Annotated in this window: 12 protein-coding genes; 9 read left to right on the top strand and 3 right to left on the bottom strand. The window is 35.4% G+C overall.

Features of this window, described 5'->3' with window-relative positions; translation table 11 throughout:
• Positions 1 to 124: 124 nt before the first annotated feature.
• On the bottom strand, positions 125 to 2113 hold the full coding sequence (locus tag EZY12_06485) for a GAF domain-containing protein (GenBank protein ID QSX69281.1): 1989 nt from the start codon (positions 2111 to 2113) through the stop codon (positions 125 to 127).
• On the opposite strand from EZY12_06485, the gene EZY12_06480 reads away from it, so the two are divergent.
• The 6 genes from EZY12_06480 to EZY12_06455 all read left to right on the top strand — a co-directional run bounded on the left by EZY12_06480 (position 2112) and on the right by EZY12_06455 (position 8363).
• The gene (locus EZY12_06480; protein QSX69280.1) at positions 2112 to 2294 is read left to right on the top strand and encodes a hypothetical protein; all 183 of its coding nucleotides are present in this window, start codon (positions 2112 to 2114) and stop codon (positions 2292 to 2294) included. The two genes, EZY12_06485 and EZY12_06480, sit on opposite strands and share 2 nt — an antisense overlap.
• Before the next feature lie 276 nt (positions 2295 to 2570).
• Positions 2571 to 3893 (top strand): 5-histidylcysteine sulfoxide synthase, encoded by a 1323-nt coding sequence (gene ovoA, locus EZY12_06475; GenBank protein ID QSX69279.1) that lies wholly within the window; start codon positions 2571 to 2573, stop codon positions 3891 to 3893.
• 99 nt (positions 3894 to 3992) lie between these two features.
• On the top strand, positions 3993 to 4967 hold the full coding sequence (gene egtD / locus EZY12_06470; GenBank protein ID QSX69278.1) for an L-histidine N(alpha)-methyltransferase: 975 nt from the start codon (positions 3993 to 3995) through the stop codon (positions 4965 to 4967).
• A gap of 17 nt (positions 4968 to 4984) precedes the next feature.
• Positions 4985 to 6496: a DegT/DnrJ/EryC1/StrS family aminotransferase gene (locus tag EZY12_06465; protein QSX69277.1), complete on the top strand. Its 1512-nt coding sequence runs from the start codon at positions 4985 to 4987 to the stop codon at positions 6494 to 6496.
• A 476-nt stretch (positions 6497 to 6972) separates the two neighbouring features.
• Positions 6973 to 7830: a sterol desaturase family protein gene (locus EZY12_06460; protein QSX69276.1), complete on the top strand. Its 858-nt coding sequence runs from the start codon at positions 6973 to 6975 to the stop codon at positions 7828 to 7830.
• Positions 7831 to 7868: 38 nt separating this feature from the next.
• Positions 7869 to 8363 carry a DUF427 domain-containing protein gene (locus EZY12_06455; GenBank protein ID QSX69275.1) on the top strand — a complete coding sequence of 165 codons (495 nt, stop codon included), beginning with the start codon at positions 7869 to 7871 and terminating at the stop codon, positions 8361 to 8363.
• A gap of 145 nt (positions 8364 to 8508) precedes the next feature.
• Here EZY12_06455 and EZY12_06450 read toward each other — a convergent pair whose 3' ends face one another.
• A complete protein-coding gene (locus EZY12_06450; GenBank protein ID QSX69274.1) occupies positions 8509 to 10035 on the bottom strand; it encodes an ABC transporter permease subunit in 1527 nt (508 codons plus the stop codon).
• A gap of 24 nt (positions 10036 to 10059) precedes the next feature.
• Entirely contained in the window at positions 10060 to 10827 is a 768-nt protein-coding gene (locus tag EZY12_06445) for an ATP-binding cassette domain-containing protein (protein QSX69273.1), read from the bottom strand.
• A gap of 626 nt (positions 10828 to 11453) precedes the next feature.
• Between EZY12_06445 and EZY12_06440 the strand changes: the two genes are divergently transcribed.
• From EZY12_06440 to EZY12_06430, 3 genes are all read left to right on the top strand, one after another.
• Complete coding sequence (locus EZY12_06440) at positions 11454 to 11936, top strand: chemotaxis protein CheW (protein QSX69272.1); 483 nt, start codon at positions 11454 to 11456, stop codon at positions 11934 to 11936.
• Entirely contained in the window at positions 11917 to 13194 is a 1278-nt protein-coding gene (locus tag EZY12_06435; GenBank protein ID QSX69271.1) for a methyltransferase domain-containing protein, read from the top strand. The genes EZY12_06440 and EZY12_06435 overlap by 20 nt, the downstream gene beginning before the upstream one ends.
• 135 nt (positions 13195 to 13329) lie before the next feature.
• Complete coding sequence (locus EZY12_06430; GenBank protein QSX69270.1) at positions 13330 to 15189, top strand: methyl-accepting chemotaxis protein; 1860 nt, start codon at positions 13330 to 13332, stop codon at positions 15187 to 15189.
• Positions 15190 to 15204 lie beyond the last annotated feature (15 nt).

Below are 15204 nucleotides of genomic sequence, written 5' to 3'. Positions count from 1 at the left end.
AACAGTTTTTAGTCATTGGTCAACCATCAACCGTCAACCGTCAACCGTCAACCGTCAACCATCAACCGTCAACCGTCAACCGTCAACCGTCAACCATCAACCGTCAACCATCAACCGTCAACCGTCAACAATCCTGCTGACTACCATGGACGATGGGAATTGTAAAATGGAAATGACTGCCTTGGTCTTTGCCGGTGGATTCTGCCCAAATTTTTCCGTCCCAGCCGTTGACGATTTGCCGACAAATGGCTAAACCCAATCCCGTTCCCCCTGTAGTTCGCCGTAATGCCCCTTCCTCTTGGTAAAAGCGGTCAAAAACGATTTCTAGGCGATTGGGTTCAATTCCTCGCCCTGTGTCCGATACTGTGACTTCTAGCATCTCTTGAGCATTGCTAATGGCTTGAATGGTAATCTCCCCAGAAGCCGGAGTGAATTTACAAGCATTATCTACTAGTTTGGCTAACACCTCCACTAACCAATCACCGTCAGCTCTTACTAAAGGTAATGTTCGCGGAATTTGGGTTTTAATTTTGGGTATTTTTTCTTGGCTGGAGCGTGTCCGTAACCGACTGAGGGATAGATCTACACATTCTTGGATGGTTAATGATTCAGGATGCCATTCTACCCGGCCACTTTCCAAGTTAGAAAGGGTCAAAAAGTCTTGTACTAGTTTCCGCATTCTTTCTGAGTCGCAAAGGGCTGTACTTAACATTACCTGTTGCAGTTCCCAAGGCATATCCGGTTCAGTAGCCAAACTTTCTAAACAAACTTGAATGGTGGATAGGGGGGTACGCAGTTCGTGTCCGGTAATGGCAATTAAGTTACTACGGGTGCGGTCTAGGGCTTCTAGTTGCTGGTTGAGTTTTTCTAAATTGGCAAAGGATTCCGCTTGGATCAGGGCTGTACCAATTTGGGTAGCGATCGCTTTTACTAAGTCTAACTCCCCTGCTTCCCATTCATGGGGAGGAAAATGGCAATAATGTAACTCGACAATTCCCAGTAGTCGCCCTTGGTATAATACGGGTTCGATTAACCAAGAACGCACACCAAACTGCTTCACAATTGACGATAAGGCGGATGATTTTTTAATTTTAGGATCGGCTAGAGTATCGCCAACATATACGCCCTCAAGCTGTCGTAGTACCTGCTGGAATAGAGAATTATGTTCTAACTCCCAACTTTGTCCCAGGACAGATTTTACTTGAGAGTTAAGAAATTCATGTTCGATGATCGCTTTCGCATCTGTAGCTTGGACGCGATAAATTAGACAACGACAGGCTTCTAAGTGTTGTCCCAATTCTTGAGCCGCAACTTGGAGAATTTCTCTTGGGTCAAGCGATCGCCTAATTGCTGTACTAATGGAATTTACCAACCGTTCTTTCCTGGCTTGAGCCGCAATTGAACTATAGGCTTTATGCAGTTTATATTGACTAGCTTGCAGATATGTTACCAATCTCTGTACAAATGGGTCGGTATCAATATCAGCAACATATTCATGACTGGAATTAACTTTTGACTTGTTTATTGCTTCCTCAATCCTAAACCGCTGCTTCACTTCATTCATCTTATCCGCTAAATCCGGGCGATAAACCTCAATCCTAGCTAATAACAATTGGGCAGCTTTTAAGCACGCCCCTTTTTCCGATGTCCAGATTCCCTCAAATCTTCGGGCTGTATCCATATCCAAACTAGGAATCATCTCTGGAATAGGTTGATTTTTGGACAAAGAACCCAGACTTTCCCGACATATTAAGCAAGTAGTATAGTTCTGGGCAAATACTAGCAAATGCCATTCTTGAGTTAAAGCATCATCAGTGTCAAAAGAGACCTTTTCATAATATTCTGAGCTATTAGCAAACTCCGTTTCTGGCGCAGATAATACATATATTTGATTACTTTTATCAGCAAGTCGTTGATAGCGATGGGCTTCTTGTCGGTAGAATCGCTCTTTCTGGAAACTAGCAATGATCAGGGGACGATCTAAATTAGCTGCTAAAACTTGATCTTCCATTGCATGGGAGAGCGCGGTTAGTGAAGCCTTAAAATATAACTGGGGTCGCAGATGGGGGAGTGAGTTTAGTAAATCACTCAGCACAGAAGTGGAAATACTCATGAATATATATTTAAACGCTCAATCTAGAGAAGATTCACGTCAAAGTTGCATTGTACAATTTAAACTTGGTCATTGGTCATTGGTCATTGGTCATTGGTCATTGGTCATTGGTCATTGGTCATTGGTCATTGGTCATTGGTCATTGGTCATTGGTCATTGGTCATTGGTCATTGGTCATTAAATATATCTTACCCATTATCAGTAAAAAGAAAATTTGTCTCTTTTCTTAACTCCAATATAACTTGAGTCGCAACTAACCCTAAAATACCATAAACAGAGCTAATCCATCAGCGTGGCGAATTTGCTCAAAAGTTTGGCATTTTAGAAATTAATATCCTTATTTTAGATTAGCATCAAAAGATAGTTGCTCAGTGTTTATCAATGGTAAAATTAGACTGGCTTTATTGACAAAAGTTAATTATTCCATATAATACCAATAATTCCCCAAATTAAGAAAATGACAGAGGCTCATATTCCCCAACTCGATAATTGTAGTTCTACAACCTTACTCAACTATTTTGAAAATTCCTGGGAACTGGAAGAAACCTTAATGAAGAGTTTGGTTAAAGAAGAAACATTTTATCTAAATCCCGATCCTTTAAGAAATAAATTAATTTTCTATCTTGGACATTCGGCTGTTTTTTATATCAACAAATTAATTCAGGTAGGATTAATCAAACATCGGATTAATCCCCAATATGAAACCCTATTTGAAATAGGAGTTGATCCAGAAACACCAGCAGAACTAGAGGTAGCCATTCAAGGAGTCAACTGGCCTGATATCAAAAAAGTTTGGGAATATCGAAACAAAGCCAGAGCAGAAATTACCACAATCATTAATAAGACTCCTTTAGATTTACCCATTCATCAACAGCATCCTATTTGGGCTTTATTAATGGGAATAGAACATAGTCGTATTCATGTCGAAACCTCTTCCATGCTGCTGCGTCAATTACCCGTTGAGAACTTAAAACGTCCCCAAGGATGGAATTATGCACCGACTAATGGAGAAATTCCGCATCATCAAATGCGAGAAGTTCCTGGTGGTGTAGTAAAATTAGGAAAACGCCAAGATGATTTAACTTTTGGTTGGGATAGTGAATATGGTCATTTAGAAGTTGAAGTAAAACCATTTTTAGCAAGTCAATATCTCATTACCAATGGAGAATTTTTAGAGTTTGTCCAAGACGGTGGTTATAATAATGTAAATTATTGGCATACTGAATCTTGGGCATGGAAACAACTCTACAATATCCAACACCCCAAATTCTGGATACGTGGAGAAAATAAATATCGCTATCGTGCTACATTTGATGAAATAGATTTACCTTTAGATTGGCCAGTGGAAGTTAATCACTATGAAGCAATGGCATTCTGTCGCTGGAAAGGTAAAAATACTCGGTTAATGACCGAAGCAGAATGGCATCAAGCCTTAAAAATATCAGCAGATTCCAGTTTAGCAAATAACTATAATCTTAACTTACAATTTATTTCTCCAACTCCTGTAGGAATGTTTTCAGAAAATCATCAATCTGGACTTTATGACTTACGGGGTAATGTCTGGGAATGGTTAGGGGAAACATTCAAACCCTTACCAGGATTTAAAACTCACCATCTTTATGAGGATCAATCTGCACCATTTTTTGATAATAAACATTTTATGATGTTGGGTGGTTCTTGGGCAACGAATGGTACAATGGGTTTACCTTGTTATCGTAACTGGTTTCGTCCATTTTTTTATCAGCACGTCGGTTTTAGAATTGCTGCAAGTTTGGATTAATAAAATCGAGATCCCCGACTTCTTTTTTTATTTTGTGAATAAATTATCAATTGATATCAGAAGTCGGGGATCTTATAATCACTCTAGAGGATTTAGAAAATGATTGCACAGCCTTTAACAGTTTTAGATCATCATTATCAAGAGCTAAGTATTGATGGCAAGGATGTTATTAAGGGGTTAACTGAAAAACTGAAAAGTTTACCTCCCAAATATTTTTATGATGATCCTGGTTCTCAATTATTTGAAAAAATTTGTGAGTTACCAGAATATTATCCGACTCGCACAGAAGCCTGGATTTTACAAGAATATGCTGATGAAATTGCCGCAATTACAAATTGTTGTGACTTGATAGAATTAGGTAGTGGTAGTTCTACGAAAACTCAAGCTTTATTAACGGCTTATCAAAAAATTGCTAATTCTTGTAGATATCTTCCTATTGATGTTAGTGGGGGTATTCTGAAAACTAGTGTTTTACAGTTACAAGAAAAGTATCCTGATATTGCTATTCATGGGTTATTAGGAACTTATGAACAGGCTTTGGTTCATCTAGAATCGAATTATTTACAATCACGGATGTTGTTTTTTCTGGGAAGTTCGTTAGGGAATTTTAATCAGGAAGAATGTGATATTTTCTTAAATCAAGTTTCTCGAACCTTACAACCAGGAGATTACTTTCTGCTAGGGATTGATTTACAAAAGCCCCTGGATATTTTAGAAGCTACTTATAATGATAGTCAGGAGGTGACTGCTGCTTTTAATTTAAATATGCTTTCTCATTTAAATTGGCGGTTTCAAGGTAACTTTGATATCAGTTTGTTTAAACATCAAGCAATTTATAATCAGGTTGATAATCAAATTGAAATGTATTTGCATTGTCAAAAAAGTCATGCGGTATCTTTAGAAGCATTAGATTTAAAGGTTGATTTTGAAGAAGGAGAAAGTATTCTCACAGAAATTTCTCGTAAGTTTGATTTAGCAACAATGGAAAAACAATTGCAAGGTAAAGGATTAAAAACTGTGAAAACTTGGACAGATGAAAAAGGATGGTTTGGTTTGATTCTTTGTCAAGTTTAAATATTGTTTAAATTTGGATGATTTGGAATCAAACTTGGAGGCAATCGCCTCCAAAAAATGATATTGAAGATCTACAATGCAAAATAGAACTTTATCCAGATGCAAAGTTTTTTGTTTTGTCCTATATGAGAGGACATATATCCGATTTAGATACTATCAAGAATATTTGCAATCAAGCAGGAATTTATTTAATCGAAGATTGCGCTCATAGTTTAGGGTCAAGATGGAATGATAACTTAGTAGGATATCATGGAGAAATTGCTTGCTTTAGTACCCAAAGTTATAAATTACTCAACTCTGGTGAAGGGGGATTAATTGCCACCAATAATGAACAATTTGCAGCCTATTGTATTCTAGCAGCAGGTTCTTACGAGAAGTTGTACAAGAAACATCTTGCTCGTCCTGATGATGACAATTTATTTGAAAAACTCAAACCTCATGTTCCCAATTTTAGTTTGAGAATGAGTAACTTAACAGCTGCTGTATTAAGACCGCAGATGGAATATTTAGAACACAAAATATCTTCAGGTCAACAAAGGTACGATTGCTTAATAGAAACTCTCAGTTCCGTCAGAAATATTTATATTCCCTCTCCTTTGGAAAAAGTAAAACGCGCACCTGACAGTTTGCAGTTTAATCTTGTAGGATTAAGTTCAGAACAAGTGGAGCAATTTTTACAACAAACCAGCGAGAGAGGTGTGGCTATCCAGATTTTTGGTAGAGATGATAATTCTCGTTATTACAAAAACTGGCAATACTCATTTAAAGAGACACCCTGTCTAGAAAAAACAGAATCTATTATCTCGTTAGCTTGCGATATTAGGTTGCCATCGTCTTTTGATGCCGATGATATCAAATTAATAGGCTACATTATCAAAGACATTTTGTATAAAATCTTGAGGATAGATGATCATCAAGATTATCCTAATGGATTAACAGACCACTTTGAAACTATCGAAGAAGTTAGAGGTAAATACGATTCTTGGGCATTATTTTACGACCAAGAACATTACGACAATGGTTGGACTGTTTTACTCAATCATATTGCTTACACACTCAAATCGTATTTAAAGCCAGATACTTTTATTTTAGATATTGGTTGTGGCACAGGATTATTAGCTCGAGAACTTAATTCTTACGGGTTCAAAAATATCCAAGGTCTTGATATTAGCCAAAACTCTTTAGACCTATTAAAAGACCAGGGGATATACAATGCTTTGCATTTAGAAGAGTTGGGTAACACCCTTTCTTTTGCAGATAATAGGTTTGATGCTTTAGTATCAACTGGCGTTTTTACTCGTAATCAAGTTCCTTTAGAAAGCTTTAAAGAATTAATTCGGATTCTCAAACCAGGTGGTATTTTTGCTGTGGTTCTGAGAGTTGAAGATGATGATTTGTATTACAAACCTATCCAAGATTATTGTGCTTTGAATGTGTGGCAAGAAATTTTAAACACAAAAATCAGTGTCTTAAAAAGTTGTAACCATGAGCTAGTGATTTTGCAAAAGTCAAGCATAGGAAAACATTAAATTTCTGAGGTTTCTCTCTTATTGAGGGAGAAAGTATCTTAGAGGATGTTTGAAAAGTTTTTAATGTATAAATAAACCCCTCTCCAAACCTCTCCCCGACGCGGGGAGAGGCTTTGAAACCCCCATTCCAACTAACAAAAGTTTTTCCGCTTCTCTCCCCTTGTAGGGGAGGGTCAGGGAGGGGTAGGGAAGGGGGGCTGGGGGGTTAGGTTTTTGGAAATTATTGGTTTCATCTAATACTTTTCAAACAACCTCTTAACGAAAATTTATTGGAAGTTTGATTTAACAAACATGGAAAAACAACTTCAGAGTAAAAGATTGAAAACTGTGAAAATTTGGACAGACGAAAAATGGTGGGTTGGATTGATTCTTTGTCAAGTTAAATAAGTTTTGTGTCAGCATTCAGGATTCAATAGTTAAAATTTTTATAAAATGCTGTATGCTGATATCATTGATGATTTTTATGGGTTACAAAAATGCAAAAATTCTTTAATTGCTGTTTCGAGTTAGAATTTTATCTCAAGATTGCTATTGGTTGTACAATGGTTCAGCAGGGATTTTATTTTCTGTTCAATAATATAGAACTTAATTTTATCACCCAGGTATTACTATACTGGCTGATTGGTTCTATCTCATTTTATGCTATTGGTTTTTTCATTGAAAAATTCATCAAAAGTAAAGATGATTTAACTGAAAAATTAACTACAAGAGTTAAAAAAGTAAAAAAACAATCATTTCCTGCTTTCACTTTAACAGATATAATTACAGGAGGAATTAAAAGTTTAATAGCAGCATTAATCATACTATATTTAGCACCAGAAGTTCATAGAGGTAATAGTTTACTTTTAAATTTGGGATGGTTTTTGATGAGAATAGTTGCGGCTGATTTCTGCTTTTATATAGTCCATAGATTATTTCATAAAAAAGCATTTCTCAAAATCCATCTTAAACATCATGAATTTCAAGATACATCCAGTTTTGTAGCTGGACATAAAAGCCTTCTAGAATATATTATTGTTACCATCACAGACGTTTTACCAATCTTTATATTTGGATATGACATCACTCAACTTTGTGCATGGAGTCTGATAGGTAACATTTATAATTTGGAAGGACATAGTTCTTTATCAATATTTTTCATTCCCTCAGACTTTCATGATCTTCATCACACTAGTTTTAATGGAAATTATGGTATTCATGGATTTTGGGACAGAGTATTTAAAACACTTAATCCTCCTACCAAGAAGCTGGAAATTATGTTTCCTGTGAGTATTCTTGAGAATAAAATTAAAACTCTCAAATTATCTAGTAGTGTAGATGTAGAAGTTTCTTAAAATTTCACTGGCAATTTTACAAAAGCAACTGACTAAACATGAAACCAAATCCTATCCCCCCGCAACCGGGTCAAGAATCAGTCTGGGACTATCCCCGTCCGGCAATTTTACAAGATACTAACAAACATCTCAAGATAATTGTGAATGGGATGGTTTTGGCTCAAACACATCAAGCTAAAAGAGTCTTAGAAACAAGTCATCCTCCAGGTTATTATATTCCGGCTGAAGATATTAAGTTAGAACATTTAATAGAGACACCTAGAAAAACTTGGTGTGAATGGAAAGGTTGGTGTCAATATTATGATATTTCCGTAGGAGATAAATACATAAATAATGGTGCTTGGCGATATATTCAACCTAGTCCTAATTTTGAATCAATTCAAGAATATTACAGTTTTTATCCTAGTTTAATGGATGCTTGCTATGTGAATGATGAATTAGTTAAAGCGCAAACAGGTGATTTTTACGGAGGGTGGATTACTTCTGATATTGTTGGACCATTTAAAGGTGAACCAGGAACTATGTGGTGGTAAATAAGGAAAATTTCAGTTATCAAAATTGATAGTTTGACAATTCATGAACATCATGTAGAAATTATCTATATATTTCTCCTGAATATATAGATAATTTCTAGTCTGCTGAGGTACAAAATTATCTGCAGAATCAAATATCTGAAAATTATAATTGTTGAGATTTTAACCACTCACTGACAACTTTTTCCACGGGTTGAGATTGATTATCTACTTGATAATTCATCTTTTGGATTGCAGTTGTAGAAATTTTACCTCCTAATTGATTAATTGTATCTGTTAATTCTGGATATTTTTGGAGAATTTCTTGATTAAAAATAGGTATGGCTTGATAAGGTGGAAAATATTTTTTATCATCTTCTAAAATCACTAAGTTTAAAACTGGAATTAAACCATCTGTAGAATTTGCAGCAATAAAATCTACTTGTTTTTCTTTTAATGCTTGATACATTAATCCTAATTCCATTTGTTTAATATTGGCAAATTTTAAGTTGTAGGTTTTAGATAATCCTGGATAACCATCTTCACGTTCTAAAAATTCATATCCAAATCCTGCTTGCATTTGCGGAGTATATTTACCAATTTCCGAAAGGCTTTTAATTTGCCATTTTTTGGCATCTTCTTCTCTGATAATCATGGCAAAGGTATTCTCAAATCCTAAAGGCTTCATCACTGCTAATTTCAATTTTTGATCATAGTATTTTTTGACTTTTTTATAAACACTTTCAGGATCACTAATTGGTTTTTCTTTCAAAATAGTCGTAAATGAAGTTCCTGTATATTCTACATACCCGGCAATTTTTCCCGCTTTTACTGCTTCATGAGCAATAAATGTTCCTCCTAAATTAAAACGACGATCTACTTTTAATTTGGTATGATTTTCTATGTGTTGTGCTAATAGTTCTCCTAAAATTACTTGTTCTGTGAAATTTTTAGAACCGATAATAATTTTTGCTGGTGCTTGTTCATAGTTAAAAGCTATTAATCCTGCGATAATTAAGGTGATTATTCCCAAAACAATACCTATTTGCTGATTAAATTTACCTTTATTTGCTATTTGTTTCGTGAGGTGTTTTTCTAATAATCCTAAACCGAAATCTGCACTCAAAGCAATTACAGCAGCGGGGACTGCTCCGGCTAAAATTAATTCATTATTAACTGTGGAAATACCACGAAAAATAAATACTCCTAAACCACCACCACCAACAGCAGCAGCAATTGTGGCAATTCCTACGGATATAACTGTGGCTACTCTTACCCCTGCTAAAATGACTGGTAAAGCTAGGGGAATTTCTACTTGCAATAGTAATTGTTGATCTGTCATTCCCATGCCTATCCCGGCTTCTTTAATGGCGGGATTGATGCTATTAATGCCAATATATGTATTACGAATTATGGGAAGTAAAGCATAAAGAGTTAAAGCAAATATGGCGGGAGTTTTACCAATTCCTCCCAGAAAAGGTACGGAAATTAAAAAGCCAAAGATGGCTAAACTAGGGATGGTTTGAATGGCATTTGCTAAACCAAGAATGGGGGAAGCTAATTTTGGTTGACGAGTGATAAAAATGCCGACAGGAAGACCAATAGAAATGGCGATCGCTAGGGATATAATGACTAATATTAAATGTTCTCCACTGTGGAAAATTATTTCTGTACCGTATTGAAATAAAAACATAATTTTTGTATTTTTTATCTAATTTTAATTAAGTTCTTCCCAATTGTTACCAATATTTAAACAAGCTAAAAATGCTTTTGCTTCTGGATGTTGAGATTGGAGAAATTCTCTTCTTGTTCCTAATACGACTAAATTTCCTTCACACATTAAACCAATTCTTGTGGCTAAAAAGAAGGCTTCTTGAATATCATGGGTGACAAATATCACGGTTTTTCCTAATTGTTGTTGTAAATGTTGAAATTGTTGTTGTAATTCTAAACGGGTAATTGGGTCAAGTGCGCCAAAAGGTTCATCCATTAATAGGATAGGTGGATCTGCGGCTAAAGCTCTAGCAACTCCCACTCGCTGACGTTGACCTCCTGATAATTGATGGGGATAACGTTGAGCAAATTTTTCCGGTTCTAATCCCACTAAGTTTAACATTTCATAAACTCTATTTTGAATTTTCTGTGGTGGCCATTTTTCTAAAGATGGAACGAGTCCGACATTTTCCGCGATGGTAAAATGAGGAAATAAACCTGTTTCTTGAATGACGTAACCTATCCGTCTTCTCAGTTTAATGGCATCCCAGTTAGTTGTAGGATGATTTTGGACTAAAACTTGTCCTTGGGTGGGTAAAAGTAAATGATTGATTAATTTTAAAGTTGTAGTTTTCCCGCTACCACTACGCCCTAATAAAATTAATGCTTCTCCTTGATAAATGTTTAAATTTAAGTTAGATAATAGGGGACGATGATTAATTTCAAAACTGACATTACGAAACTCAACTGCTATTTCTGATGTTGTAGACATAATGATTTATACTAAACACGGTTCGGACATGGACTTTTACAAAATTACGAAAAACCTCAAGTCGTCTCATTCCCAGTCTCTGACTGGGAATGAATTCTAGAAGGCTCTGCCTTCAATGATAATTGATACTTACTGAGTCTTGTTGTGGCTATCCTTGCTACAAAGCGGTCTTTTCTGACCCAGGTTGGGACGGTCTGCCACTTCTTTTAGCATACCTTTAAGGGACTTCCAATTAAAAAAATCCCCAAAAATTTCTTGTGGTGCGGGTATCTGGTCCCCTAATCATCAAGGACGGGCAGGATGCCCATCCCACAAAATTGGGTAATTTATTTTTTGGTGTTCCCTAAGGGACTTCCAATTAAAAAAATCCCCAAAAATTTCTTGTGGTGCGGGCCGAAAAGTCCCCTAACCATCAAGGACGGGCAGGATGCCCATCCCACAAAATTGGGTAATTTATTTTTTGGTGTTCTCTAAGATACAAAGCTATCGCTTGACAATCAAGACAGTCGCTACAAATCAAGGCTTTTTTTAATTTAGACAAGGTATTGAATTATACATAAATTTTTGATATTTAATCAAATATGATACGATGATTGTACATTTCAACTACCTTCAGGGACACTATCATGTTAATGCTGCTTTTCTACGTTAGTAAAGATTTATATGCTCTCGAAAGTTCCCGTGTGGTGGAAGTTATACCCAGAGTGGCGTTAAGAAAAGTACATCATGTCCCGGAATATGTCGCTGGTTTGTTTAATTACCGGGGTAAAATTGTTCCAGTTATAGATTTGTGTCATTTAATTCGTGGTACATCTAGCCGTCTTTGTCTAAGTACGCGGATTATTATGGTAAGCTACCCTAATCAGCATGATAGACAGCAATACTTAGGATTAATTGCTGAAAAGATTACAGAAACTTTAAATAAACCAGAAACCGCTTTTGTAGATTCTGGTATTCGTGTAAAAGAAGCACCATATTTAGGTGGAATGCTGATGGATGAAAAAGGGATCATTCAGCGTATTCATTTAGAACAATTATTTGCTGATGTCCAAAATACTTACTTGTTAACAGGAGGAGAAAATTATATAAATGATCTGTCCAGAAATTGAGAACCTATTACGCAAAAAAATCGGCATTGATGCCAATATTATTGGTTCTAGAAAAATTGCTAAGGCAATGGAAATTCGTCGTTCTCTCTGCGGTGTTGGTAATGTAAATGATTATTTACAGATTTTACACACCTCAACCCAAGAATTTGATGAGTTAGTAGAATTGATAGTTGTTCCTGAAACTTGGTTTTTCCGCGATAGTCAACCTTATCATGCTCTGATCAAATATGTTCGTTATCAATGGTTAAATAAATTTCACCACAGTAAACTTCGCTTGTTAAGTGTTCCTTGTTCTACTGGAGAAGAACCTTATTCTCTGGCTATGACATTATTAGATTTAGGCTTAAAATCCACTCAGTTTCATATTGATGCAATTGATATTAGTAAAAAATCTTTAGATAAAGCGAAAAAAGGAATTTATGGACGCAATTCTTTTAGAGGACATAACTTAGAATTTCAAACCCGCTATTTTCAACCCATAGGTAAAGAATATCAAATATGTGATCAAGTAAAGAATATTGTCAACTTTAGTCAAGGTAATTTACTTGATTCGCAGTTTTTATTAGATAGACAATCTTATGATATTATTTGGTGTCGTAATGTTTTAATTTATTTTGATTCATTGTCTAGACAAACAACATTAAAAAGTTTAAATCGTTTATTAAAAAGCGAGGGCTTAATCTTAGTTGGGGCATCGGAAACCGGAGAATTAGCTAATTTAGGCTTAGAAATAATTCGGTTACATGGTGTATTTGTAGGACGAAAAAAACTCACAAATACAGAAAATATCAATTTACATGACTCTAAAGATAATCACAGGCTCACAGAGTATAAAAAACAGCTAACACCACCAATTAAAACCACACAAACACATCCGAATTTACTAGAAAAATCCCAAATCAATAACAACCAAAATATAGAATTGCCAATCTTTACAAAGGCAACAGAAAGAATTTATCAGAATTTAGATACAATTCTTAAATTAGCTAACGAAGGTAATTTAACAGAAGCTGCATCACAATGTCAAAGCTATTTATCCAATAATTCAACCAATGCACAAGCATATCTTTTACTTGGTGAGATTTATCAGGCTCAAAAACTAGAATTGCAAGCAGAAGAATGCTTCCAAAAAGCCATTTACCTTGATCCAAAAAATCCAGATGCTTTAGTACATTTAATTTTACTTAAAGAAGAAAGAGGAGATATAAGCAAAGCAAAAATTTTACGGCAAAGATTACAAAGAATAATTGTGAGATAATCAATCTCAGTAAATGTAACTGTTCACACTCCCCCCCTAGCTTTAACGAGAGATCAAGGGTTTCGATAATTTTAGAGGGGGGGGAGTGAATAACTACCAATAAATTTCATTTAAACTAGAAAATCGGGATATTTCATGCTAAAGAATTTAAGCTTACAAGCTCGTTTAGTCACTGGATTTTTATTTATTGGTTCAATTGTTTTAATTGTATGTATACTCAGCTTGTGTGTGAATGCACGCATAAGTTACGCAATCAATAGTCTCAGTGTAAATACTATCCCCAGTATCTCAGGACTATGGAAAGTTAACGAAGGACAAACCCAGATAGAATCGTCAGAACGAGCCTTACTCAATGATCAACTCACCCTGGTAGAAAGAAATGCCGAAACAACAAGAATTAAACAAGCTTGGGAACAAATTGATAAAGGATTTAAGGAATACGAACCAACACCTAAAGATGATGACGAAAAAAAATTATATACTGATTTTCAGAGTCGTTGGGATGAATGGAAAAAGAATCATGAAAGATTCCTGCAAATGAATCAACAGTTTGAAAGCTTGGGTATTCTCAATCCCGTAGGTAAGCAACTGGAATTAATCGAACTCAATCAAGCCAATAGTCCAGAAATAGGATTAGCTAAACGAGCAAATGCTTTTTTAACACAGTTAAGACAAAAAGCTAAAAATAACCGCCCCTCATTTGAAGCCGCTACAAAATTACTTCTTGAAGATATTCAACTGAATGAAAAATTTGGGATTGAAACTTATAAAGAAGGGCAAAAAGATGCAGCTACTGGTTCATTTTTCTTGTTACTTTCTTTAATAGTTGCTCCTACCACTGCTGTGATATTTGGGTTTGCTTTTAGTAAACCAATTGTTCAAAAGGTGAATGAATTACTCAATGTTTCTAAATCTATAGCTAATAGTAGTTCTGTCGGACAGATGCAATCATCTGATGGACAAGATGAAATTGGTAAACTACAAACTGCTTTTTACACGGTTGCATCTAAAATTGGTGAATTAGTAAATATTGCCCAAAAAATATCTAGTGGTGATTTAACAACAACAATTCAAGCAACAGATAGTCAAGATGAAATTAGCAAATTACAAAATGCCTTTTATATGATGAACAAGGATTTAAATGCCTTGATTCGCCGTATTCAGCATTCAGGGGTACAAATTACAACTTCTAGTACACAAATTGCCGCTTCTGGGAAACAATTAGAAGCTACAGTTACCGAACAATTAGCTTCTACAAATGAAGTTGCTGCTACTGCTCAAGAAATTGCTGCTACCTCTAGAAATTTAGTAAAAATGATGGAGCAAGTGGCAGATATGACAAAACAAACTGCTGTTGGTGCAAGTGAAAGCCGTGACGAATTACAAGAAATGGAAAATACCATGCGGCAATTAACAGAAGCTACAAATTCTATTACTGCCAAATTAGGAATAATAAATAAAAAAGCAGGCAATATTAATAATGTTGTTATCACCATTACTAAAGTTGCTGATCAAACCAGTATTTTGTCACTAAATGCCGCCATAGAAGCGGAAAAAGCGGGAGAATATGGGGCAGGTTTTGCAGTCGTAGCTAGAGAAATTCGCCGATTAGCAAATCAAACTGCTGTCGCAACTTTGGAAATTGAGCAAATAGTGAAAGATATGCAATCGGCTGTTTCTGTAGGGGTGATGGAAATGGATAAATTCAATAATTCTGTGACTAATAGTGTTAAACAGGTAAACAAAATTAGTAACCAAATTGGTAAAGTTATTAATCAAGTGGAAAGTTTACCACCGCAGTTTATCCAAGTAAGTGAAAGTATGGAAGAACAGTCTCAGGGAGCAACACAAATTAGTGAAGCAATGGAGCAATTAACAGATGCTTCCCAGCAAACTGTTGATGCTTTGAGAGAAACTAATGGTGCTTTGGAACAATTGGAAGAAGCAGCACAATTATTACGCTCAGAAATTTCACATTTTCATGTTAAAAATTAAGTAACAAAAAATCAA

It is taken from the genome of Dolichospermum sp. DET69 (assembly GCA_017355425.1).
Classification (GTDB): Bacteria; Cyanobacteriota; Cyanobacteriia; order Cyanobacteriales; family Nostocaceae; genus Dolichospermum.
Note: the sequence above shows the minus strand (reverse complement) of the source record. Positions and strands in the feature narration are given on the sequence as shown.

Excerpts from the sequence above, each read along its gene's own strand:
- egtD (QSX69278.1), top strand. The coding sequence starts at position 3,993 with ATGATTGCACAGCCTTTAACAGTTTTAGATCATCATTATCAAGAGCTA.
- EZY12_06460 (QSX69276.1), top strand. The coding sequence starts at position 6,973 with ATGCAAAAATTCTTTAATTGCTGTTTCGAGTTAGAATTTTATCTCAAG.
- EZY12_06435 (QSX69271.1), top strand. The coding sequence starts at position 11,917 with ATGATCTGTCCAGAAATTGAGAACCTATTACGCAAAAAAATCGGCATT.
- EZY12_06480 (QSX69280.1), top strand. The coding sequence starts at position 2,112 with ATGAATATATATTTAAACGCTCAATCTAGAGAAGATTCACGTCAAAGT.
- EZY12_06430 (QSX69270.1), top strand. The coding sequence starts at position 13,330 with ATGCTAAAGAATTTAAGCTTACAAGCTCGTTTAGTCACTGGATTTTTA.
- EZY12_06440 (QSX69272.1), top strand. The coding sequence starts at position 11,454 with ATGTTAATGCTGCTTTTCTACGTTAGTAAAGATTTATATGCTCTCGAA.
- EZY12_06485 (QSX69281.1), bottom strand. The coding sequence starts at position 2,113 with ATGAGTATTTCCACTTCTGTGCTGAGTGATTTACTAAACTCACTCCCC.
- EZY12_06465 (QSX69277.1), top strand. The coding sequence starts at position 4,985 with ATGATTTGGAATCAAACTTGGAGGCAATCGCCTCCAAAAAATGATATT.
- EZY12_06445 (QSX69273.1), bottom strand. The coding sequence starts at position 10,827 with ATGTCTACAACATCAGAAATAGCAGTTGAGTTTCGTAATGTCAGTTTT.
- EZY12_06455 (QSX69275.1), top strand. The coding sequence starts at position 7,869 with ATGAAACCAAATCCTATCCCCCCGCAACCGGGTCAAGAATCAGTCTGG.
- EZY12_06450 (QSX69274.1), bottom strand. The coding sequence starts at position 10,035 with ATGTTTTTATTTCAATACGGTACAGAAATAATTTTCCACAGTGGAGAA.
- ovoA (QSX69279.1), top strand. The coding sequence starts at position 2,571 with ATGACAGAGGCTCATATTCCCCAACTCGATAATTGTAGTTCTACAACC.